Raw genomic sequence first — 23,005 nt, 5'->3', positions numbered from 1 at the left:
TAGTGTTAGATATAAAACAGATTGGAAGAAAGGAAAAAATTTGAGCAACCCAACGCTTAATTGGATGTTAGACAACCCCTATGTACAGCAATGGCATGTTGATGAAACGCACATAGACCACTATCAACACGTGAACAATGTGGCATACCTGTCTCAGGTCGAAAGCTTGGCATGGGCTCATTCAAACGCCCTCGGCCTACAGTTTGCCGATTATCAGGCGCTAAACCGCGGCATGGTTATTAAGCGTCACGAACTTAACTATCACCAGCCAACTCATCTTGGTGATACGTTAGAATGTGCAACGTGGATAGTGCATTGTGACAACAAACTGACTTTAAAGCGTCAATTTCAGTTTATCTGCCCAAAGCGAAACAAAGCCGTATTCGATGCCATAACCACATTTGTGTGCGTTAGCCTTGATACAGGCGCGCCAAAACGGATGCCTAAGCAGTTTGTAGACGTTTATGGTCAGGCGTGTTTACAACAATGAGAAGATGGCTCGCAGTTCTGCTTACACTGTTTCTATGTGTGTCGTTAGGCATCAATGTTTACCTATGGATTAGCTTAAAGCAGCACAATGACAGTGCTTATAAGCCGGAGGCAAGCTATGAGCATCGTTTACAACATGAGGCAGCGCAAGAAAGCAAGACTCAGTTAACGGGCAATGCAGAGTCATTCAACAAAAAACGCTCCACCATCACCTCTTCAAACGCTGACGGTGCTCACGTCCCGCCAAATGATCGTGAAGATCTGCGCTCAACTTCGCGACAGATTACCCAAAATGATATAGCAGCGCTAACTACTCTGCTCGATGACGGACAATATGCGTTACTCGCCACTGAACTAACCAACTATTTAAAAAATGACCCGCTCAACGAATCGCTACTGTTACTGGAAGGTGAACTGATTGAGATGACGAAGCCGCTTCCAACGGCTCTGGTACACTATTACGATTTAGCTGAATTGCCTCTTTCACTTGAAACGCTCTCGTTTATCGACACTAAAATTGCCACTTTATATCAGCAGGCGCAAACGCAGTTAAGTCAAGACGAACAATGGGAACTAGTTGCCAGGTTAAATGAGCCCTTGTATCAGCGAATACCCGACGCTAAACACTACACCCTCAATTTGGCTGAAGCGTACGCTTACCAGCAAAAGCTTACGCTGATGGAAGATGTACTCGCCGCTCTGCCGTTAAACGACAGAGACGCCAATATCATTCGCGATAAAGCCTATGAAATGCGCGATATGGCCAGCGCAAACACCACACCAAGCAACATCGAAATCGAACCCACAAGCTCGGACGCGGCTCGATATCAAACACGTGTAGCTTTAGAACGCATTGGCGATCAGTATCGTCTTGAGGCAAAGGCGCTTAATCAAAAAGCCACCATGATTTTAGATACGGGTGCCAGTACAACAGCAATATCGTCACGATTATTTGCTCGCTTGGGCCGTATGCGAAACCTCACGTTTATTGGCAACTTCAACGTTAGAACTGCATCAGGAACTATTGAAGCGCCACTGGTACAAATACCTCGCTTTTACTTTGCTGGCTACGAGTTCAATGATGTCTCTGCCATTGTTCTTCCCGAGGACGCACTACCCGATGCCGACGGGTTACTGGGAATGAATATCTTAGGTCAATTTGACTTTGCGATAATGCCCCAGTCTAGCGAGCTGATTTTGACAGAGCGAGATAATTAGCTCGCACACTTTTTTAACGCTGCTCGTGTCTCTGTGGTAGAGTGCAGCGATCTCATAAATATTCAGACAGCAGCTGTAATGCCACGTTTAGTTTTTCTTTTCAGCATAGTTTTTCTAACAAGTTTAGTTAAAAATTTACACGCACAAGAATATGCCAAGTGTGTGAGCTGCCATCAGGAACAAGTGACGCTGTGGCAACAATCAGACCACGCAAAAGCAATGGCGAATGCTACTGATAAAAACATAATTGCCAATTTCGATAATGTTTCGATAACCCACTTTACGCAAAGCGCACGCTTTTTCAAAAACGACAATAAATTTTTTGCCGAGTTGACAGAAGCAGGAAGTACACAGACCTATCCGATAGCTTATGTCTTTGGCCATTTCCCTTTGCAGCAATACCTTATTGAAACGCAAGCAGGTAAGCTTCAAGTTTTTCCCTTTGCTTGGGATGCTCGAGACAAATCAGAAGGCGGCCAACGTTGGTACCCCAATTATTCATCTGAAGATATTACTCCTAAAGACAGATTGCATTGGAAACAACCGATGCAAAACTGGAATGGTATGTGTGCAGACTGTCACTCAAGCGGTTTAAAGCGTAATTTTGATACTAAGACGCTTACATTCGACAGCCAGTTTGATGAAATCAATGTGTCGTGCGCATCCTGCCACGGTGATATGGCATCGCATTATGCTGCAAATGCAAAAAGCGTTAATGACATCAGATCAAATAAAAAGGGTAACGTTACCCATGCTGAAGAAGCCAAACACCATCGGCCTTCGCTCACTTCCCACGATTTGTCTTTTAATGAACAACAAGCAATTGGAAAGTGGCTGTTAAAAGATGGAAGCAATATCGCCGCTTGGCACGAACAAAAAAATGGCGAGCTTATTCCTGCAAAAAGAGACAATCGGTTTATGGAAACATGCTTTGCGTGTCACTCTCTGCGCTCCGCACTTTCTGATGGAATCGACCCTAAAAAATCTTTCCTCGACCAGTTCTCACCCTCGCTTCTTATTTCACCGTTATATTTTGCTGATGGGCAAATACGTGAAGAGGTTTATGTTTATGGCTCTTTTTTACAAAGTCGAATGTATGAAGCTGGTGTTAACTGTTTAGACTGCCACAATCCCCACTCTATGAAACTCAAAATGGAGGGAAATGGTTTGTGCCTTCAGTGTCACTCGGCATCGGCCTATGAAGGTGAAAAGCATACAAAGCATGTGGGTAGTGAAGATGCAAATCAGTGCGTAAATTGCCACATGCCCACGCGCACATATATGGGTGTAGATGCACGGCGGGATCATAGCTTTAGTATTCCAACTCCCAACGTTTCTTCGACCACTGGTGCACCCAACGCATGTTTAAACTGTCACGACCAAGATAATGATTGGGTATCAGAAAAGTTAATCAACTGGTATGGCAAAGACTCTACACTAAACAAACAAGAAGAAAACTATATCTCTCTTATGCAGGGTAATATTCATAGCAAACAAGCTGTGCTGCGTATCGCCCATTCGTCTTCTCTTCCAGTTATAAAACGGGCTACTGCGCTGAGCTTGTTGGCATCGTCAAACCAGTCACTTACTGATAAAGATTTACGGAAATTTATTCTGCATGAAGAGCCTTTGCTAAGACTTGGGGCGGCGCAAGCCGGTCGTGCTCTTCTTCCTAATGAACGAACGAAAACGTACGTAAATCTACTTGATGATAAATATAAAGCTATACGAGTAACGGCAGCTAATATTTTGCTAGGTCTGGGCTTTAACACACCGAACTTCAAAAAAACGCTAGAAGAGCTTAGGTTGTCGAATACCGTAAATCAATGGCGGGGCGAAGGTAACCTCAATCAAAGTCTGGTTGAATATCAGCTCGGCAATATTCATCAAACAGAAAAGCTGCTAAAACAAGGTCTAACAGTAGACCCTTACTTTGAGGCGAACTACATCAACTTGGCCGAATTGTATCGCGCTCAAAATAAACTTTTGTTAGAAGAACAAACCCTACTTGATGGAATGAGCAATTTACCTAATAGCGCGCTCATCCATTATTCGTTAGGCATGCTGCATGTACGTAAACAGGATAAACCAACTGCAGTTGCACTATTTAAACAAGCAACAGAACTTGGCCCTGACAACCCACAAAATTGGTATATTTACGCCCTTGCTCTAGATAGTGTTGGACAAACGGAAAGCGCGCTCAACGTGCTAAAACGAGCCATAAAGAGGCAGCCTGATAATTCGCTTATCAGCTTAGGGGTGTCACTTTCACAAAAAATAGGCGATGAAGCGTCATATCGCTTATTTCAGTCGAAATCTAGACGATAAACAACTTGCTGCATTGCATGGATAATGCTTTGTATGTCTAAGTGGGCAAGCGTACTACCTACCAAAAATCACTAATCAGCATTTACTACAACTAAAGGAAACGTCTCAAACGCCACGCCTTCATGCCCTATTTTCATAAAGTTGCGGATATTGGCGTGGTCGTTACCCTCAGGGTTATTGAGCACGTCTTCACGATAAAAGCGCCCAAATAAAGCCAGTGTTTGTGCTTGATTTAGCTTTAAATGCTGACCCAGTGCAAGCAGCTTGCATGAGCCATTGTTCTGGTTAGCTTCGTTTGTTACATCACCATTGGTGAAAGCGGTTGGCGTAAAGGCAAACGCGCTATCAACGAGCGCGATAACATCGTTAAACTCGATAGTCTCTGGTGAATTGTTAACGGCTTGAACTAAGTCTTGAGTGTTGCTGAACGTCATATTTATCTCATTGAAAAAAGGGAACGATAATAGCAGATCTAGATAACTTCAACAGGCTAAAACAGGTGTGGTTTGTGTATTTTCATAAAATCACAGCTTTCGGCGGCTAGAAAAAATAAACCCCTCCGAAAAAAGAGGGGTTTATTATCAATCTGAAGCACCTCTTAATAAGGCGATCATCATTCTGACCAGGTTTAGTTTACTGGTTATTTAAACCGCAGCGCACACTCGCGTGCCTTGGTCGATTGCGCGTTTTGCGTCTAGCTCTAACGCTTCATCAGCACCGCCAATTAAGTGATAAGGCATGTTTAAGCCTTCAACGATATCTCGCATCGGCTCTTGGCCTGCACAGATGATGATGTTATCAACTGGCAATACTTGGCTATTGCCTTCTACCGTAATGTGTAGCCCTTCGTCATCAATTTTATCGTAGCTTACGCCAGGGATCATGGTAACGCCTTTGGCCAGCAAGCCTACTCTGTGCGCCCATCCCGTTGTTTTGCCTAAACCCGCGCCAACTTTTGTGGTCTTGCGCTGTAGTAGGAAGATCTCTCTTGGCGATGGCTCTGGCTGCGGCTTAACGCCTTCAATACCCGCACGAGCCGAGAAGGTCATATCAATGCCCCACTCTTTCATAAATGCAGGAATGTCTTGGCTTGGCGTTTCTTTGCCATGCGACAAGTATTCAGCGGTATCAAAACCAATACCACCGGCACCGATAATGGCCACTTTATTGCCAACGGGTTTCTTTTCCTTCAATACTTCAATATAGGTCAGCACTTTTTCGTGCTCAATACCTTCAATCGCTGGCGTGCGTGGTTTGATACCCGTTGCTACCATTACTTCGTCAAACCCTTCATCATTTAACGTGGCGGCGTCAACATAGGTATTCAGTTTAAGGGTAATGTTTTTGTGAAGCTCAATCTGGCGTTTGAAATAACGCAGCGTCTCGTAGAACTCTTCTTTGCCAGGAATTTGTTTGGCGATATTAAATTGACCACCAATTTCGCTAGAGGCATCGTAAATGACAACATCGTGACCACGCTGGGCAGAGGTGACTGCCGCAGCTAATCCCGCCGGGCCTGCACCTACAACTGCAATACGCTTTTTGGTTTCTGCTGGTTTTACGTTAATTTCAAGCTCGTGGCACGCACGAGGGTTTACCAAACAGCTGGTCATTTTGCCGTTGAATACGTGATCTAGACAGGCTTGGTTACAGCCGATACAGGTATTGATTTCATCGGCTTTATTTTGCTGCGCCTTGCGCACAAAGTCAGGGTCGGCCAAGAACGGACGCGCCATAGACACCATGTCAGCATCACCGCGAGACAACACTTCTTCAGCGACTTCAGGGGTGTTGATACGGTTCGATGTGATTACCGGAATCGAAAGTGCTTCGCGGAATTTAGCCGTTACCCACGTAAATGCCGCACGGGGTACTTTAGTTGCTATAGTTGGGATACGCGCCTCGTGCCAGCCAATACCGGTGTTAATGATAGTGGCACCCGCTTTTTCGATTTCTTTGCCAAGCTGTACGACTTCTTCATAAGTAGAGCCACCTTCAACAAGGTCGAGCATCGACAAACGATAGATAATGATAAAGTTCTTACCTACCGCCTCACGCACGCGGCGCACTACTTCAATCGGCAGACGGATTCGGTTTTCGTATTCGCCGCCCCACTCATCGTCGCGGTGGTTAGTGCGTTTTGCAATAAACTGGTTTAGGAAGTAGCCTTCAGACCCCATGATTTCAACGCCATCATAACCCGCACGCTGGGCTTGAGTTGCGGCAGTGATGAAATCTTTAATTTGCTTTTCAATCTCGTCAGCTTCAAGTGCTTTTGGCTTAAACGGGTTAATTGGCGCTTGAACCGCAGACGGTGCCACAAGCTTAGGGCTATATGCATAACGGCCCGTGTGCAGAATCTGCATACAAATTTTGCCGCCCGCAATATGCACAGCGTCAGTCACTTCTTTATGGTTTTTCACTGCTTCGTCTGTATTTAAACGAAACGTTGACGGGTGTGTAGCGCCCTCTTCATTCGGCCCAATTCCGCCTGTAACGATAAGACCTACACCACCTCTGGCACGCTCGCCATAAAATGCCGCCATGCGTTTGTGGCCGTCGGGTAATTCTTCTAAACCCGTGTGCATAGAGCCCATAAGCACGCGATTTTTAAGGGTGGTAAAACCTAAATCAAGCGGACGAAATAAATGAGGGTAAACGGGATGATCGGTAACGGTCTGATTCATGATACATTCCTGAAAGTGGTTTTGGCTCGGTAAAAGCCGTTAAAAGCCTGTTTAAATATTCTTGTCTAATACGCCTTTTCTGTGAAGACGCTCTAAAATTCAATTAATTACATACACTTACGAATTCATTTTCTTAATCGCTGGGTGTAGAGGCGGATAGTCCGGCAGCGTTTTGGTCTTCTGCGCTTCCATAGCTTTAAACACATCTTCCATTTGGAACATGCCCGCCTGCCATGTGGCCATATAGGTTAAGCTTTCTGCCACGGTGTGCTCCGCGGCGTAGTTAATCATAGTCTTTGTACCTGAAACTGCTAACGGCGAATTCATTGCTATCTGCTGCGCTATTTTCATCACCGCATCTAGCATTGATTCCTGGTCGTCAAATACCTGATTTACAAAACCAAGTTGCTGCGCTTCTGCGGCACCAAAATTGCGACCGGTATACGCCAACTCTTTCACTATGCCAATGGGAATAAGCTTTGGCAGGCGCTGAAGCGTGCCCACATCCGCCGTCATGCCTAACTGTGTTTCTTTGATGGTAAAAAAAGCGTCTTGGGTGCAATAGCGCATGTCACATGCACTAAGTAAATCTACTGCACCACCAATTGCACCGCCCTGAACAGCGCCAATAACCGGCATACGTGTCTGCTCAATGGCGGTAAAGCTATCTTGTAGCAGCATTACCATTCGGCGCATGCGTTCTGCTCTTCGCGATGGGTCGCCCTTAAAATCTTCTTTCATATTCAAGAAGACCGATAAATCCATACCAGCAGAGAAATGCTTACCTGTAGATGAAAGAACTATGACACGAGCTTGACCCTCGTCATCAATTTCACGAATGGCCGCCGGCAGCTCTGTCCAGAATTCAGGGATCATACTGTTCATTGCTTCAGGGCGATTAAGTACTACGTGGGCAATATGGCCCTGTTGTTTTACTTCTAATGTAGAGTACTTCATGGTTTGCGCTGTCTCCTTGGGCTGTTCCTGTTAACAAATTTGCAAACTAGACAGCGTCAAGATAAAAGGCTATGTTGACACTGTCAAGATAAAACGTTATCTATTCGTCCCAATTGCAACAATGGAAAAATTTGATATATGGCCAATGCAGTACAAAGCTATCATCATGGTGATTTACGCAGTGCCCTCATAGAGGCTGCTACTGCGCGATTATCTGAGCATGGCGTTGATAGTCTTTCGCTGAGAAAGCTGGCTGAGGATGCCGGCGTCTCTCGTACTGCGCCCTATCATCACTTTAAAGATAAGAGTGCGCTGCTGAGCGCTATTGCGGCCAAAGGCTTTAGTGACTGGCATACCGCAGCTAAACGAATCTTCGAACAAGAAGACAAAACGCCACAGGTTCGGTTTCGCGAATTTGTGCATGAATACATTGGCTACGCTGCCGACAACCCCGAGATGTATGAATTAATGTTTGGTCGTACTATCTGGCAGAATCAAGCGGCCACTAATGACCTGAAAAACGTGGCATTCCCCTGCTTTCAGTTTCAGGTGACCATGACCCGCTATTGGCAAGAAAAAGGGTTGCTGCCGAATAATCAAGATGCCCTTCGTTTAGCTCAGGTTACGTGGGGTACGTTACATGGCATTGCAAGGTTACTGATTGACGGTATCTATGCTGACAGTAGCCATATTAAAGAAATGTGTGATTGTGCAGCGGACTTATTTATGCAGAAGCAGGCGTAATCAGGCTTTAATACCAGTCCGCAGAGATAATTACCCACTCAGCGAGCGTTAAAATGTTCGTAATCGCGGCGTGTTACCGCAGGTATAGTGGTTCAACATCAAGGTGACATAACAAAGGTTACGGACATTTTAAACTCCCCCTTCGGGAAGGTCTAGCAAGCGCCATAGCGAGACAGCGCCTCGCTCCTAACTTTCACACCTGTTTAAGCAGATTCCACTTTAGCTAGAGAAACAGGCTGACCTTCGTGGGTCGCTTTAATAAACTCAGCAGCACGTTCAGCAATCATGACGGTGGGTGCATTCGTATTGCCGCCAATCAAGCTAGGCATCACCGAAGCATCTACGACTCTAAGACCTGCTATACCTCTTACCCGTAACTGAGTATCAACCACTGCCATCTCATCGTCGTCACTGCCCATTTTGCACGTACCTATTGGGTGATAGATGGTTTCAGCTCGCTCACGTAAAAATTCTAATATTTCTTCATCGGTTTGCGCATCTTCCCCTGGGTATAGCTCACTGCCTTGGAACTTGTCGAAGTCTGGTGCAGATAGTAGCTTTCGGGCAATACGCACGCCTTCAATCATGACTTGCTGATCTTCTTTTGCAGACAAATAATTCGGATCGATAAGTGCCTGGTCAGCAGGATGGTTGCTTTGAAGCGAGATAGTGCCGCGGCTTTTAGGATATAGGCAACATACGTGAAGGCCGTAACCGTAACCAAAAGCTAACTGTCTTCCATGGTCGTTCAAAATTGCAGGTAAGAAATGGAACTGAATGTCTGGGCCTTGTGTGGCTAAACTAGAGCTCACAAACCCGCCCGCCTCTGCAACATTTGATGAAAGGATGCCATTTCGTTTGAACGCGTAGTCAACGCTAGCTTTCATGTAAGAAGGTAGCGCACCGAAGGCTACCGCGTATCCTTCCCGTGCTTTACAGGTATACTGTACTATTGCATCCAGGTGGTCTTGCAAGTTTTGTCCAACACCCGGCAAGTCTTGCTGGACGAATATACCTTTTTCTTCCAGCTCAGCGCGTGGTCCAATACCAGATAACATAAGCAGTTGTGGCGAGTTAATAGCGCCACCACATAAGATGACTTCGCTTTTGGCAAAGTAACGATTTACCGCGCCTTTTTCACGCACTTGAACGCCGATAGCTCGGCCCTCTTTAAGCAGCACTTTCTCTGCCGCAACTTTCGTGAGCACCGTCAAATTATTTCGGTGCTTAGCTTGAGAAAGGTAACCTTTAGCGGTAGAACAGCGTTGCCCGTTTATTTGAGTAACGTGATAAAAGCCAAGCCCTTCCCGCTCGTCGCGATTAAAATCGTCGAGCTGTTTGTAACCGGCGAATGACGCTGCATTTACAAATGCGTCTGAAAGCACGCTTGTATGACGCAGTTTGCTCACGTTTAGCGGCCCGCCTGTACCGTGGTATTCGTCTGCGCCTTCTTCGAAGTTCTCAGAGCGTTTAAAATACGGCAACACATCGTCGAACGACCAGCCTTCGGCCCCTTCTTCATTAGCCCAGCGGTCGTAGTCTTCTTTTTGCCCTCGAATATAGCACATGGCGTTGACTGAACTGCTGCCGCCCAAGGTTTTACCGCGAGGCCAGAACAGCTCTCTGTCATACATTTCTTTTTGAGGGGCCGTATGATAACCCCAACCAATACCTTCAAACCTGCTAAGCAGAGACAAACCAAAAGGAATATGAATAAGTGGGTTGGTATCCTTTGAGCCAGCTTCCAATAGCAAAATATCTAACGCAGGATTTTCCGATAACCGAGTGGCAAGCACTGCACCCGCAGAGCCCCCGCCTACAATGATGTAATCGTATTTGCTGAGTACTTCGCTCATTTCGCCAACTCCTTGAGGGCAAGTTTTATAAATGTTAATAAAAAGTTGTGGTACGACCAGATTAGCAAACAATACTTCATCAATAAAAGAATTAAATTGTTAGATTTAAAAAATCTAACAATCCTGATAACTTAACTGCTATATCGGTATATGCATTACATTAGACTATCTAGCTACAAGCCACTGCCTAGAAAAATTAGGCTAAGAATACACCTTGACCAATAACTTATCCTTCAAAGACAAATGCAAAGTGTACCTGGCACAATGGCTTGTGAAATGGGGCAAGCTGACGCACGAAGATTTCACGAAGTCAGAGCTTCACGACCTTGTAAAAGTCAGTTTCCCCTACTCATTCACTTTCGACATCCCAATGGGAACCGGTACGGTTACCGTGCTTGAAGGCAACATTACGCTAGATAACGCAAACAACCGTATTGGTCTTCAGTGTCTTGCCGCGCTTAATATAGTGGTAGCTTCTACAACTATTTACCGCGCTCACGTGGTGTTCACTGTATCGGCATCGCCCTACTACGACAAAAACATGAGCACGCTTTATTTAACCGACCTTTTCACTGACAGTGTCACTCTAGTTAACGATGATTACGCGTTGATTAAAGACACGCAATTTCTGATGTCGCGATTTTTCCCTAAAAGCGTTAACTCTTTGCTTGGTGGCTCTTTAAAGTCGGCACTATCGATTTTTAGCGCCGGAACGTCTGGTATTGCTGTAGACTATTTACAGGTCTATTTAACGGGCTCAAAACAAGCAGTGTTGGAATACCACATTCCCCACATTAATAGAGCGATAAAAAATCAAATTAACCAAGAAGACTTAAGCCACACTATGCGTGGTGACCATTGGCGCGAGGTACTCTTCTCGAAACTAGGTCAAAACGTACGTGTAGAAGACGACGTACTGCGCTTCTATCTCATTGAATAACACTCAGTCTAAAAGTTACTCATACTAGTGATCTGAAACAATGGAGACCGGCACCATATCTACCTGTTCGCCGATGTCTTCAATATTGAGCCTTGGGTCGTCCACGCTCGCTTCTAACATATCAAACGCTTCTTCCACGTATCTTGCTAACGGCTGCAACGATTCTATATTTTTATTACAGCATACTAAGCCGACGTTCGCTGTGCCCGCGTAAGTCATTAGCGTAATGTTTACACCGCCGCCCGGTGTCATCGTTGAAATGGGATAGCAAGCTAGAAGTTCAGCGTCTTTCAAGTAGCGGATATCTTTGGGTCCTGGTACGTTCGATATTAAAATGTTGGCAATTGGCTTAACTACGCTTGATAGATTCAGCCATTCAAATACTAATGCCAGCGATTGAATTACAATGGTGTAGCCGCTAAAAGCTGCAGGTCGGGCATGCTGAGCGGCGTGTTTTACAATACGATGATTGACTACAATTTGGCGCAGTCGAAGGTAGGGGTCTGTCTCGCCGTGAGCGAGCTGAACCGGTACAATGGCAATTTTATTGCCCGTAGTTTTCTCACCGGGTTTGCGCAAATTAATCGGCATATTGGTGAACAAGGCTTTTTTAAATACCTGACCGTGATCTTGCAGTAGTTTATGAACGCCGATATCAAAGGCACATAACAGTACTTCATTGGCAGTCGACCGAGTACGTCTTGCAAGCGCCTTCACTCGCTTAAAGTCTAAATCCATGGTCGCTACCGCTCTCCCTGCTTTAACCTGCCCGGTAAGTACGGTTTTTGTTCCTGTGAATGGAACTGGCATATAGTGGGGATTAACCCGCAAAATCTTCATAAAGATACGAAGAAAAATAACTAATAAATCAAAAGCTGTTTTGAGTGCGTAACCGACGCCAACAAGGCGTTTATAAAAACTGATGGGCTCATGCCGCCTGTGCCTAAGCCGCTTTACCGCCCAGACCGGCGTAAACTTCGTCTCATGCGAGTGTGATACGTAGCCAGCTTGAAACCAGCGTACCAGTGTCGCTCCGTCTCCATACATGTGATGAACCCGCGCATATATGGCAAACGTATCGCTATTATCGTCAAATATGAAATGGTATTGCCACAAAGGTTTATCGGGGTCCAAACGTGACGCATGTAGTCTCGCTACGAAACCATCTAGCGCTTCTCTGTTTTTCACATCAGCAACGCGATGAATCTGAACGTGATAATCCATATTGAGTTTTTTAACGGGCGCAAACCCCACCGGATAACCTAATACGGTTTTTACTGCACAATTAAATGGAGAGGTTGCACGAGCAAAACTTCGTATCTCTTGGAACAATTGAGGAACATAGTCTGTACTTTTTGCTCCCTTAGGAATGGCAAGTAGCTGCAAACAAGCGACATGTTTCGGATTTTCATCTGATTCTGTTATCCAAAATGACTTATCTAAGAAACTGAGCGTTTTTGCCATGGTTATTCCTCTAAGCGAAGTCGAATGGGGATTGCGTTGAAGCATCTCTCATGAAATCGTGAGAGTTGAGCAGCTGCGAAAGTTGATGCTTCTGTTCATCTGAAAGCGACAGCCTTGGTAATACACTCACCATCATTAGCGACAACGCATGATAGCGCTGCATAGCACTGTCCATATGACTGTTTAACTCATCGAATTGGCACGACTGAGTTATAATCAACGAGATTAAATCTACTAGTAACGATCTATCTGAATTCGTCGCGATGAGTGTTTCTTGCTGAGCTAACGCGTCAAAAAGAAACGCCAACTGTTTGTTCAAGTTTGTCAGTATGTGCTGGCGAGGACGAACAATAGCTGGGTATTTTTCAGCTAAATCTGCCGGACTACGATAAAAAAAGCGAAAAACGTGAATGCTATCAACAAGTAAAAAAAGATAGTACATGATTTCTTCAGGGTGAAGAGTATCTAGCTTATCCCTATTCAATACTTTATGCATTTGTTGCTCGTGCATTTTCATTAATGCACTCACAATACTGTCTTTACCTTTAAAGTGGTAATAGAGGTTTCCTGGACTAATATCCAATTCTAAAGCAATGTCTACACTGGTCACGGTATTTTCACCGTGCTCGTTAAACAACGTAAGCGCAGTAAGTAATATTTTTTGCGCTGTCTTCATAATTGAGTCCAATCCTTTTACATAAGCTATGAAATAGCAACGTTGCGGTATAAAACACTCTGCATGATCTTTACTACATGAAAACAAGATAAAGCTGGGCGATCCCAGCCACCATACCTAAAATAGCGCCGGTCACGATGAGTTTCCACTCGTCTTGTTGATAAGCTGGCCGCAACACCCCTTCAAACTCTTCAACGCTTAATGCCTGCATTCGCTCACTGAGATCATGGCCAACCTGCAACGCATTGTTGGCGTAGTCAAACGCATACAACAAGTATTTATCAGAATTATCGAATATTTGACGCACCGCTAGCGCTTTCATCTTGTGATAATTTTCCGAACCGACGCCCAGTGCAAAATAGGGTTGCGCTATGGCGACATAGCGCTCGATGGCATCATTAACGTGAAGCTCAATGAGTTCTAGTAACTGCGCTGAACCTGAACCGTGAAGGATAATGTGGGTGATATTTTTAGGCGTGATAAGCTTTTGCTCTATGATGGTAGAGTAAACTTCAGACACTTCCTTTTGGCGCTTTAAAAACATGCCCTGAACAGTAATGGGCCCTAATTTTACCGGTCGTTTAGGTTCAAAGATAATTTTAATGGCAATCCAATTTGTCGCATAACCGACCAAGAGACCGCCTAATGGCAATATCCACCAAGCCTGATAAAAATACCAAAGCAACATGGTCGGTAGGCCGAATAGGAAACCGAAATAGAAGCCTGAACGCACGATAAAGGGAAACTCTTTGCTGCCCGCCGTCAGGAATATTTCGTTGACTAATTCCGGCGCATTAACGAGTTGCTCTACAACCAGTTCCTTAATATCCAAAATTTCAGAGACATTATGCTGGAAGTCATCCACCATTTTGTGAACCACGTTGGGAATATCGTTTTCTATTCGCTGATAGACCAGGTTTTTACCTTGTACGGGAAGCGCTGCCCACAGCTGTGGCGCTGATTCGGACATTACATCGTTTACGACTTTGCGAATAACTTGGCTTAAACGCCTTTCAATAGCCTTGGTGAGTTCGTCTGCATCGAGCCGCTGAGCTAGCTCTTCAACACTAAGAAGCTTTCCAAGAACTAACTCAACTTCAATCTCCGCCATTTGACGGCGCTTTGCAGGGATAAGACCTTGCCATCCGAAAATAGGTTTTACGCCCACAAATTCGATGGGATAAAACATCATCTTTACCGCAAGATAGTTGGTAAGCCAGCCAACGATAGCGCTAATTAAAGGAATTGATAGCAAACTCAGGGTTTCAAGGTTCCATTCCATACTGCAAGTAAGGGTTCCAATTTATTATTCTCATCATCAGGCTACTGAGTGCTTATGAAATGGTCAACGTAAAAAGTAAAATTACTTCGAATTGTTGATTGAAAACAAGTAAGTGAAACAGTAATAACTAGATCTATTAATGCGTTCTCATAGCAGATTAATTCTGGTTATCTAGCTATTAGGTAGTGAATTCTAAATAAAGCTCATAAACTGCAAGTATAGGGTGTTGTGCGTCGTTGATTCACGTTTGTACCGTTTGTTCAAGGATAGTGTGGTGTAAAAGCTAGCTTATTAGCGAATAAGCTTCAGCATTAGATGAGAGTTCGATTTACAAAACCTAAGGGCACTATATTGCTGTTATTTTTAAATTACAGCAGTTAACAAAGCATAACTTTGCTAGTTCAACATTGTAGGTATTTGTCATGGCAGTATTCGATTTGCGATTAAAAAAATTAGAACATGATATCGAGCATGCGAGAAATTATGATGAATATGAAGGCGCTTGCTTAGCTCATGATGCGCTGTCGGGCGCTGACGAGTGGAAAGCAAAAGACGAAAGTGAAAACTACGATTACAAGCTAATTCGCAAACGTGTTCAACGCCTGCAGCTAGCCAGAGGAAAAGGCGACCTGCATGCTTTGATGTCAATACTTCACGAAGGCCTTCACGGTAATTTGGGAAATATCGCCAACCCGATACTGCTTACCCACTGCAAAATCGGCACTAAATATCTTGTCGAACAATTCATAGATGAAGTGACGCTGGCGCTAGAGCAAATTTTTCACGCCGATGAGCAGCATGTAGACTTTTACGAAAAGCTTTCTTTCTTTGAAGAAACCGCGCATGCCTTTGGTCGAAGCTGTTTGATGCTATCAGGCGGCGCAGGTTTAGGCTTCTTCCATGCTGGCGTGGTAAAATCACTCAACGAAAAAAACCTATTGCCCACGGTGGTTTCAGGCTCAAGTGCTGGGTCAATCATTGCGGCCATGTTGGGTACCCGCAACCATGATGAACTGCGTGAATCACTGAGCGCCGAGTTTATCTACGAAACGTTCAAGCATTGGCGCAGCTTTGCAGGGCTTGGAAAAAAAGGGCTATTCGACAGTTCGGTATTAGAAAACGCCTTAATTGAGCTTTTTGACCTTACCACCTTTGAAGAAGCGTTTAAGAAAACCGGGAGACATATCACGGTAACCGTTTCTCCGGCTGATCTTCACCAGCACTCACGGTTGTTAAATGCCAAAACCTCGCCCAATGCCATCATTACCCAAGCAGTTAGGGCATCTTGCGCTGTACCGGTTATTTTTAGTCCCGTTCAGCTACGTGCAAAAACGCCGGCGGGAGATATTGTGCCTTACATTCCAAATCGACGCTTTGCGGACGGCTCGTTAATGGCAGACCTCCCCTTTGAGCGACTAGCAAGGCTGTACGGCGTGAACCACAGTATTGTTAGTCAGACTAATCCTTTGGCGGTACCTTTTATCTCGCCAAACCGTATCGATCCTAATTCTGTTTGGGATATGTCGGCGCGCCATATTGGTCAGCTTGCCAAAACAAACAGTATTTTCGCCATCGATATTATTGAGCGTTTGACCGGAAATAAAAACGCAAAGCTGGCTATTCACAAAGTACGTTCTATCATTGATCAGCAATACGTGGGCAATATCAATATATTACCCAAACGACAAATAAGAAACTTGTCGCATGTATTGTCTAATCCAACCCGCGAAAGTATCGCACAGTTGATAGATAGCGGTGAACGGGCGTCATGGCCACAACTCCATGTTATTAAAAGAAATACCAAAATTAGTGAGAAGTTGCGGTATCATTTAAGTCAATTGAAGAAACGTGAAGCAGTAGAGTTAGGCCATGTCGTAAGGTAACGCATGAGCTAAACTGCATAGCCTGGATTAGCGTAAGACAACAAGCAGCTATTTGCAGCATCAAATTAAAGGATAACGGTGAGCGCACAAAGCCAAAACCCAGACAGCATTTACACACAGCAAGTAAAACAACTCATCAATATGATATACCCTCAAGAAGCTGGCTACGGTTCAGTGTTTGAGGATGCTCGTCATTACTTTTCCCTTACGCCTTCGCTTGAAAATCACATTACCGATTTAAAAGTCGAACTAAAAAAAATTGAAGGTAATAAGAAAAAAGAAATTCTGGCTGAACAGCTTGCTAAGCAGATAAAAAATAGTACAGAAAAATTAGAGGAAGAGCGCCTTACCAGGCTAGAACGTCTTGATGCTGTTTGTAACAAAATAATCGAGTTAAGCGAAGGTGATAACTGGCAAGAGACTCAACAACAAAGCGCCAAGTTACTCGGCACGCTTATGCTACTTACGCCAGGAGCAGAGGGAAATTTTGCTCGGCTTCACATGCGTTTGAAGCCCTTGTATAAAGCGGTATTAACCTTGCGACTTGTTGACCGTTTGCTGGAACACGATACTATCGCGCACAGATACCTCTCCAAATACCGAGAAGCTTCATCGCGCTTTCGCGGAAATCGCTACTGGCAGGAAAAATGGAAAGTTGAACTTGGGCGACCGCTTATCACAGCTGCACTTCTGCAAGACATAGGTTTACAGAGCCCTGCATCGCTAACCATTCTCAAAGGAGAAAACGGCGACTTAGATGAGTTTCGTTTACTCGAAGAATCTCAGAGAAAAGATCTTCTTAAGCTTAACTATCACTTTACCCTTAAATACCTGAGCGACGGCTTGGGTATCCCGAACTATATTGGTGATATCAAAGAAGAGCGAGACAGATTTATATTGGTGCATAAAGAAGCACAAGACTTCATGCTTAATCTTGTCAAAGACGCTTTTGTTTCAAAGACTGGACTAGGCGAAATTGTTAAAATTCCGCAAATATATGTCTCAATTATACTGTCTACGAAGTCAGATTATTCGCGCCTCAGCTTACCCAAAGGGTATTTATTGATTGAGCAGTTAGCCAAAAAGAACGGGCTTAACAAGCAATTGGCACAGGATTTCATTGATTTAGTAGGGTACTTTCCTCAAGGCTTTGGCATCACTTTCATACCGGTAAATGATAATGGTCAGGAAAAGGACCAGTATGAATATGCTATTGTTATCGGTCTAAACCCTGCTAATCCAGCCGAGCCGCTGTGTAAAATAGTCACAAGAAACCAGAAATTTATAACGAGTGGCGCCCATGAGGTTATTTCAAAAAGCCAAAACCTCTATTTTCCTGCCAATAGAAAAAAGCTGATGCGTGTGGGCAAGGAAAAGCTTAATCAAATCATGAGTCAACTTTCTAACAATTTCACACCTGATGAAATCGATAATCTAGTACCCAGCTTCTGGGAACCGTATGACTACTTTGGATTTAAAAAGCATCAAAATTTGTGGGCCAAATTAAATAAATAAGGAACAAGAGAAGTAAATAGGATAAGCCAAAAAGCTTACCCTATTGATACGTTATTTCTTCCGACAAATTGCACGACTAATCGTTTTTCTTGGTTTCAGAAGACGTACTGCTGTCTTTTGTTGCTGACGGTTTAGTTGTGCTGCTAGCACCACTCGACGTAACGTTAGACGCCTCTTTTTTAGCCGCAGCCGCGGTTTTTCTTGTCGGCGATTTAGCCGCAGCGCTTTTATTGGCTGTCGAACTTGCGCTTTTCTTACTCGAGGCAGTAACGCCTGCAGATGCAGATTTCGTTGTAGAAGCAGTTGTTTTGCGTGCGCGAGTCGGCTTTGCTGCTGCGCTCGCTTTTGATGGCGTACTTTTCACTGTAGCTGATGTTTTCACTGCTTCGTTAGCTTTCACCTGTTTTGCAGCTTCCTTTGCTGCCAACAAGGCAACCTGCTCCACCAGTAAATCAACCTTCGCATTTAACGCTTCTAGCTGATGTTCTTTTTGCTGACGTCTTTGTCCACCAGAAAATACAGAAAAGAGCGGGGTGGAAGCTACGAACTTCTGTGCAACGTCAACCAATGCAAACGGATTTAAGGTTTGCCTCAGCTCACTCTCAACTTCGAGCCCTTTCGCCTGCATGGCGTTTATGGTTTCTTGAGTGTCATCAATTTTTTGGCTTACCATGCCCGCTGCTTGGTCGAGCCTCGCAGCTATCAGGTCAGTACCCGCGTACAACCAGCCAAATAGTGGTGATGATTTAAAAGGAGATACTGCCGTGCCGTTAGCCGCAGTTGATTCTTTGTCTAGGCTAGATGGTAACGTTGAATTAGGGATAGTTTTGTTGCTCATAATGCCTCCGTGGTGGAGATTCAGTAAGCATGACAGCAGTGGTATAGTGCGTATAAGACCAATAAATTTCTGGTTTAAACGCTCTGCCCTACCGTTTATAAAAAATTATAAAAAGCGGCGCTGTCACTCAATTGCGCTAAGCCGCTAGCACGATTACGTGCGCTAAAAGCCTCTATGCGTAATGGGCACCCTTCGGTGCCCAACAGAGCAAAGAATTACTTATTCGCTGCTAATTTCGCTACTGCTTCAGTTAACGCGTCTATTTTAGCTGAAAGCTCTTCGATACGTTGATCTGCTGGCTCAGAATCAAGACCTAGCTTCTTACGTACATCAGCTACGCGGTTTTCAACATCATTAGTCGTAGACTTTACTTTGCTTTTCGCATCTTCTTCTAATGACTCGCCTTTGGTTACAAGCTCGTCAAACATTTTGCTTGCTTCTTCGCTTAACTTTTCGTAACGCCCCTGTGCTTCTTCAACACTTTTACCGTAAGCGCCAAGGCCTGCTAACCAAATTTTACGCGCCATTTCTTCGGCATCGTTAATTTTGCCTTTGATTGTGTTTGTAGTCGTCATATTGAGCTCCTATCAATGCTAAATAAAAGTGTGTTTTAACACCATGTCTAAACTTTACGCTTAACAATTAGAATCCGCATACTAAAAACACAAAAAATAAAGAAAGCCCGAAAAGTGGTGACTTATTCGGGCTTAAATACAAACGCTAGTTTCAAAAAATTAGCATCGAATTAAAGCGGTACACCTGCAAGATGCAAAACAAAGGCATATTCTAGGGCAGTTGACTCAAAACGCTTAAAGCGCCCCGATGCACCACCGTGCCCTGCTTCCATATCGGTTTTAAACAATAGCAAATTGTCATCCGTTTTATATTCTCTAAGTTTTGCAACCCACTTCATAGGCTCAAAATATTGCACTTGAGAATCGTGGAGCCCGGTTGTTACCAGCATGTTCGGGTAGTCTTTCTTTTCGACTTGGTCATAGGGTGAGTACGATAGCATATACTCGAATTCATCTTTATTGGCTGGATTACCCCACTCTGAATATTCCCCCGTTGTCAGAGGTATCGAAGCATCGCTCATAGTGGTCACCACATCAACAAAAGGCACGTGTGCACTAACCCCACGATAAAGCTCAGGCGCCATGTTCACTACTGCCCCCATTAACAGCCCACCTGCACTACCTCCCATTGCAAATACTCTGTTTTTATCGGCATATTGCGAAGCAATGAGCCCTTTAGTCACGTCAATGAAGTCCGTAAAAGTATTTATCTTACGGTGCATTTTACCCTCTTCATACCATTGACGGCCTAGCATTTGGCCACCGCGTATGTGTGCAATCGCAACCACAAAACCTCTATCAACTAAAGACAACCAGCTGCTTCTGAAGGTGGGGTCAATCGTCGCACCATAAGAACCATAGGCATATTGATAAAGCGGGTTCGTTCCATCTTTCTTAAATTTGTCCTTTCTGTACACCAGTGATACGGGGATCTCAGTTCCATCACGCGCTTCAATTGAAACCCGTTCCGATTTATAGATGGACGAATCAAACGTTTCAGAAACGCGGGTTTGCTTCATGACTTCACTGTCGAGCGTATCTAAATTGATATCAACAATAGACGCAGGAGTTGTGAGAGAGCTGTAATGAATTCTAAGTGTGCTCGTGTCCATTTCAGGGTTCGCATAAAAATACGCGCCATAAATGGGATCTTGTGTTGGAATAACTTTTTCTTCATTTGTCGTAAGGTTATGAACCACCATGCGAAGCATGCCGTTTTCTTTCTCTTTTACCACCAAATGATTTTTCATTACTTCGATATTTTGTAGGAACACATTTGGACGGTGAGCAATGACATCTTCCCATTTTGACACATCGCCAGTGGCATCAAGCGGCGCTTTCATAACTCTAAAATTCTTTGCGTCAATATTCGTCAGAACGTAGTAGCCGTCTTCAGCTTTAGCAACGCTATACTCTTGCCCATTTTTTAACGGCAAAAATATCTTTGCAGGCGATGTGGGGTTGTTTGCATCAACAATTGAAACCCCCGTTTTGTCCGTATTTTGGTGGTGTATGTAAATAACACTATCGTCTTTACTTTTACTGATGTAAGTATAAAACGTAGGGTCACTTTCTTCATAAACCAGCACATCGTCACTTTGTGGTGTACCTAACTCATGGCGATAAACCTGATAGCCCAAAAGGGTTTGAGGGTCTTTTTTGACGTAAAAAAGATGCGTGTTATCGTTCGCCCATACTACGTTTCCTGATGTCCCCTCTAAAACGTCGTCAAGCTTTTCATCGCTTTTTAAATTTTTCACATAAATAGTGTAAATACGACGGCTGAGTGTATCTTCTGAATATGCCATTAAGGCGTTGTTTTCGCTTACCGCATAAGAACCAATGCTGAAATAATCATGTCCTTTAGACATGATGTTCGCGTCTAACAAAACCTGGGGATTGGCATCTAGTGTCGGCTTTCTTAGGTATACAGGATATTCGTTCTCTCCCGAATAACTTGTGTAGTACCAGTACCCATTATCAAGTACAGGTACGGTAGAATCATCTTTTTCAATACGAGACACGAGCTCTTCAAAAAGCGCTTCGCGGGTATCTTTTAGTGGCGCGAGCACGGTCTCCACGTAATTGTTTTCTAACGCTAGATGAGCCAAAATTGCATCGTCGGTGCGAGAGTCGTCTCGCATCCAATAATAGTCATCAGTACGCGTAACACCATGAGCTTCCATTTTATGAGGCACTTTTTTCGCCACAGGCGCAGGCGTTTCGGTATTAAGCACGGTTTTTGTGATTGTATTTTTTGGCATTTTTTCAAAGTTTTCAGGTTTGTTTTCCAAGCTACAGCCTGATAGTAAACTGCCCGCAGCAATGGCTATCCATAAATATTTCATTTGTTTTCCTAAATGTTCGCTTCTCTTTTTCAACGACACGCTCGTAACATGCTAACGTGATAAAATGCACAGTCGAGTAAAGCATCAGTGCACATTGAAGATAACGAAACAGTGCACACTCGACTATCGAGTATACATACCTAGGACATTCGCGCTACCAATACTCAATGCCTGCGCTTTCTCTGTAAGGCGGGAATATGTAACAAAATATGTTGAAACTTCTTGCTCTAGGTGATTTAAGACTGAGGTGCGTGTTTACGTCTACATCGTGTTTGTGCGAGTGACACAACATAGATTTAAAAACTAAAGAATAAAAAACGCCGCATGCTTTGAAAGGCGATGCGGCGTATTCCTGTATCTATGCTGTTACAGCACTTCAACTGCTCACACGTGATTAAACGAATCAATGTTAGCGATATTATTTATCTGGTTGTTTGTGTCCACATGCGAACTAATGGAAAAAAACCTTAGTCGACCAAGTCTTTTGGCATTTCATCTCGGATGGCAGACCACACCTTTCCGCTTTCAATACCATAGTTTCTTACTACTACAGGTACTTTTTCGTACGAGCCATTCTCTGCAACATTGAGAAGATCCGCGTAGTACTTGTTGGCAACATCTCTCGCTTGCTGATGAGAGAAAAAGTAACCACCAATACGCGAGTATAAACCGCGGAAACCATTCATCATTAGTACGAATACGTTGTTGTTCGATGCTAACGCCAAGTCATGAGTCATTTGATAATCAAATTGAGCAAATGCCAGCCCTTCTTGCTCAACGTCTTTATATCGAGCAATAATTGCAGCAGACTCTTGAGGATTGTTTCGGATAGCGCCCCGGATAAATACCGCACTCAAGTTTGTACGCGCTGCCAACAAGTTGTCGACAAGTTCAGGGATACCTTCTTGGTCTAAACGAGCAAGCGTTTCTAATATGTTTAATCCGCAAGTTTCCCAAAAGTTATTCACTTTTGTTGGCTTGCCATGCTGAATGGTTAACCATCCATCTCGCGCCAAACGCTGAAGCACTTCACGCAGTGTGGTTCGCGTTACACCAATCAACTCAGAAAGTTCTCTTTCTGCAGGCAAAATGGTGCCAGGTGGAAACCTTCCACTCCATATAGATTCAACAATATATTCTTCGGCGAATCCGGCTGGACTCTGTGCCTTATAAATCATAACTAATCGCCTGCACGTTCTTGTTAT

Annotated in this window: 18 protein-coding genes; 7 read left to right on the top strand and 11 right to left on the bottom strand. The window is 44.2% G+C overall.

All coding sequences use genetic code 11. The features are described from left to right. Nucleotides 1-40: 40 nt before the first annotated feature. The 3 genes from C6Y39_RS00415 (at nucleotide 41) to C6Y39_RS00405 (ending at nucleotide 4,035) form a co-directional block, all read left to right on the top strand. Nucleotides 41-490 carry an acyl-CoA thioesterase gene (locus C6Y39_RS00415; protein WP_105929356.1) on the top strand — a complete coding sequence of 150 codons (450 nt, stop codon included), beginning with the start codon at nucleotides 41-43 and terminating at the stop codon, nucleotides 488-490. Beyond that, nucleotides 487-1,707 (top strand): retropepsin-like aspartic protease family protein, encoded by a 1,221-nt coding sequence (locus C6Y39_RS00410; protein ID WP_105929355.1) that lies wholly within the window; start codon nucleotides 487-489, stop codon nucleotides 1,705-1,707. Before C6Y39_RS00415 ends, C6Y39_RS00410 begins: the two co-directional genes overlap by 4 nt. A 162-nt stretch (nucleotides 1,708-1,869) precedes the next feature. Then, entirely contained in the window at nucleotides 1,870-4,035 is a 2,166-nt protein-coding gene (locus C6Y39_RS00405) for an ammonia-forming cytochrome c nitrite reductase subunit c552 (RefSeq protein WP_167390595.1), read from the top strand. A gap of 71 nt (nucleotides 4,036-4,106) precedes the next feature. Here C6Y39_RS00405 and C6Y39_RS00400 read toward each other — a convergent pair whose 3' ends face one another. The 3 genes from C6Y39_RS00400 to C6Y39_RS00390 all read right to left on the bottom strand — a co-directional run bounded on the left by C6Y39_RS00400 (nucleotide 4,107) and on the right by C6Y39_RS00390 (nucleotide 7,679). Then, nucleotides 4,107-4,469, bottom strand: coding sequence for a HopJ type III effector protein (locus tag C6Y39_RS00400; protein WP_105929353.1), 363 nt, complete (start codon nucleotides 4,467-4,469; stop codon nucleotides 4,107-4,109). Between the two features lie 210 nt (nucleotides 4,470-4,679). Next, nucleotides 4,680-6,722 carry an NADPH-dependent 2,4-dienoyl-CoA reductase gene (locus tag C6Y39_RS00395; RefSeq protein ID WP_105929352.1) on the bottom strand — a complete coding sequence of 681 codons (2,043 nt, stop codon included), beginning with the start codon at nucleotides 6,720-6,722 and terminating at the stop codon, nucleotides 4,680-4,682. A gap of 117 nt (nucleotides 6,723-6,839) precedes the next feature. Continuing rightward, on the bottom strand, nucleotides 6,840-7,679 hold the full coding sequence (locus C6Y39_RS00390) for a crotonase/enoyl-CoA hydratase family protein (protein ID WP_105929351.1): 840 nt from the start codon (nucleotides 7,677-7,679) through the stop codon (nucleotides 6,840-6,842). 138 nt (nucleotides 7,680-7,817) lie between these two features. Here C6Y39_RS00390 and C6Y39_RS00385 point away from each other — a divergent pair, with 138 nt between their 5' ends. Further along, complete coding sequence (locus C6Y39_RS00385; protein ID WP_105929350.1) at nucleotides 7,818-8,423, top strand: TetR/AcrR family transcriptional regulator; 606 nt, start codon at nucleotides 7,818-7,820, stop codon at nucleotides 8,421-8,423. A gap of 203 nt (nucleotides 8,424-8,626) precedes the next feature. Here C6Y39_RS00385 and C6Y39_RS00380 read toward each other — a convergent pair whose 3' ends face one another. Beyond that, the gene (locus C6Y39_RS00380) at nucleotides 8,627-10,279 is read right to left on the bottom strand and encodes a GMC family oxidoreductase (protein ID WP_105929349.1); all 1,653 of its coding nucleotides are present in this window, start codon (nucleotides 10,277-10,279) and stop codon (nucleotides 8,627-8,629) included. A 214-nt stretch (nucleotides 10,280-10,493) separates the two neighbouring features. Here C6Y39_RS00380 and C6Y39_RS00375 point away from each other — a divergent pair, with 214 nt between their 5' ends. Further along, nucleotides 10,494-11,219, top strand: a complete 726-nt coding sequence (locus tag C6Y39_RS00375; protein WP_105929348.1) for a DUF1439 domain-containing protein — start codon at nucleotides 10,494-10,496, stop codon at nucleotides 11,217-11,219. Between the two features lie 24 nt (nucleotides 11,220-11,243). Here C6Y39_RS00375 and C6Y39_RS00370 read toward each other — a convergent pair whose 3' ends face one another. From C6Y39_RS00370 to C6Y39_RS00360, 3 genes are all read right to left on the bottom strand, one after another. Continuing rightward, complete coding sequence (locus tag C6Y39_RS00370) at nucleotides 11,244-12,683, bottom strand: wax ester/triacylglycerol synthase domain-containing protein (protein WP_105929347.1); 1,440 nt, start codon at nucleotides 12,681-12,683, stop codon at nucleotides 11,244-11,246. Between the two features lie 10 nt (nucleotides 12,684-12,693). Then, nucleotides 12,694-13,359: a TetR/AcrR family transcriptional regulator gene (locus tag C6Y39_RS00365; protein ID WP_105929346.1), complete on the bottom strand. Its 666-nt coding sequence runs from the start codon at nucleotides 13,357-13,359 to the stop codon at nucleotides 12,694-12,696. A 73-nt stretch (nucleotides 13,360-13,432) separates the two neighbouring features. Further along, entirely contained in the window at nucleotides 13,433-14,641 is a 1,209-nt protein-coding gene (locus tag C6Y39_RS00360) for a DUF445 domain-containing protein (RefSeq protein WP_105929345.1), read from the bottom strand. A gap of 422 nt (nucleotides 14,642-15,063) precedes the next feature. On the opposite strand from C6Y39_RS00360, the gene C6Y39_RS00355 reads away from it, so the two are divergent. Then, nucleotides 15,064-16,524 carry a DUF3336 domain-containing protein gene (locus C6Y39_RS00355; RefSeq protein ID WP_105929344.1) on the top strand — a complete coding sequence of 487 codons (1,461 nt, stop codon included), beginning with the start codon at nucleotides 15,064-15,066 and terminating at the stop codon, nucleotides 16,522-16,524. A 78-nt stretch (nucleotides 16,525-16,602) separates the two neighbouring features. Continuing rightward, nucleotides 16,603-18,039 carry a hypothetical protein gene (locus tag C6Y39_RS00350; RefSeq protein WP_105929343.1) on the top strand — a complete coding sequence of 479 codons (1,437 nt, stop codon included), beginning with the start codon at nucleotides 16,603-16,605 and terminating at the stop codon, nucleotides 18,037-18,039. A gap of 76 nt (nucleotides 18,040-18,115) precedes the next feature. On the opposite strand, the gene C6Y39_RS00345 is transcribed toward C6Y39_RS00350, so the two are convergent. From C6Y39_RS00345 to fadR, 4 genes are all read right to left on the bottom strand, one after another. Continuing rightward, a complete protein-coding gene (locus tag C6Y39_RS00345; protein ID WP_105929342.1) occupies nucleotides 18,116-18,877 on the bottom strand; it encodes a hypothetical protein in 762 nt (253 codons plus the stop codon). 215 nt (nucleotides 18,878-19,092) lie between these two features. Further along, complete coding sequence (locus tag C6Y39_RS00340) at nucleotides 19,093-19,452, bottom strand: phasin-related domain-containing protein (RefSeq protein WP_105929341.1); 360 nt, start codon at nucleotides 19,450-19,452, stop codon at nucleotides 19,093-19,095. A gap of 170 nt (nucleotides 19,453-19,622) precedes the next feature. Then, entirely contained in the window at nucleotides 19,623-21,800 is a 2,178-nt protein-coding gene (locus C6Y39_RS00335) for a S9 family peptidase (RefSeq protein ID WP_105929340.1), read from the bottom strand. Between the two features lie 467 nt (nucleotides 21,801-22,267). Further along, entirely contained in the window at nucleotides 22,268-22,978 is a 711-nt protein-coding gene (gene fadR / locus C6Y39_RS00330; protein ID WP_105929339.1) for a fatty acid metabolism transcriptional regulator FadR, read from the bottom strand. Nucleotides 22,979-23,005: the final 27 nt, after the last annotated feature.

The sequence above is a fragment of the Alteromonas gracilis genome (assembly GCF_002993325.1).
Lineage (GTDB): Bacteria > Pseudomonadota > Gammaproteobacteria > Enterobacterales > Alteromonadaceae > Alteromonas > Alteromonas gracilis.
Note: the sequence above shows the minus strand (reverse complement) of the source record. Positions and strands in the feature narration are given on the sequence as shown.

Excerpts from the sequence above, each read along its gene's own strand:
- C6Y39_RS00390 (WP_105929351.1), bottom strand. The coding sequence starts at position 7,679 with ATGAAGTACTCTACATTAGAAGTAAAACAACAGGGCCATATTGCCCAC.
- C6Y39_RS00380 (WP_105929349.1), bottom strand. The coding sequence starts at position 10,279 with ATGAGCGAAGTACTCAGCAAATACGATTACATCATTGTAGGCGGGGGC.
- C6Y39_RS00370 (WP_105929347.1), bottom strand. The coding sequence starts at position 12,683 with ATGGCAAAAACGCTCAGTTTCTTAGATAAGTCATTTTGGATAACAGAA.
- C6Y39_RS00410 (WP_105929355.1), top strand. The coding sequence starts at position 487 with ATGAGAAGATGGCTCGCAGTTCTGCTTACACTGTTTCTATGTGTGTCG.
- C6Y39_RS00360 (WP_105929345.1), bottom strand. The coding sequence starts at position 14,641 with ATGGAATGGAACCTTGAAACCCTGAGTTTGCTATCAATTCCTTTAATT.
- C6Y39_RS00340 (WP_105929341.1), bottom strand. The coding sequence starts at position 19,452 with ATGACGACTACAAACACAATCAAAGGCAAAATTAACGATGCCGAAGAA.
- fadR (WP_105929339.1), bottom strand. The coding sequence starts at position 22,978 with ATGATTTATAAGGCACAGAGTCCAGCCGGATTCGCCGAAGAATATATT.
- C6Y39_RS00355 (WP_105929344.1), top strand. The coding sequence starts at position 15,064 with ATGGCAGTATTCGATTTGCGATTAAAAAAATTAGAACATGATATCGAG.
- C6Y39_RS00385 (WP_105929350.1), top strand. The coding sequence starts at position 7,818 with ATGGCCAATGCAGTACAAAGCTATCATCATGGTGATTTACGCAGTGCC.
- C6Y39_RS00335 (WP_105929340.1), bottom strand. The coding sequence starts at position 21,800 with ATGAAATATTTATGGATAGCCATTGCTGCGGGCAGTTTACTATCAGGC.
- C6Y39_RS00400 (WP_105929353.1), bottom strand. The coding sequence starts at position 4,469 with ATGACGTTCAGCAACACTCAAGACTTAGTTCAAGCCGTTAACAATTCA.
- C6Y39_RS00345 (WP_105929342.1), bottom strand. The coding sequence starts at position 18,877 with ATGAGCAACAAAACTATCCCTAATTCAACGTTACCATCTAGCCTAGAC.
- C6Y39_RS00395 (WP_105929352.1), bottom strand. The coding sequence starts at position 6,722 with ATGAATCAGACCGTTACCGATCATCCCGTTTACCCTCATTTATTTCGT.
- C6Y39_RS00365 (WP_105929346.1), bottom strand. The coding sequence starts at position 13,359 with ATGAAGACAGCGCAAAAAATATTACTTACTGCGCTTACGTTGTTTAAC.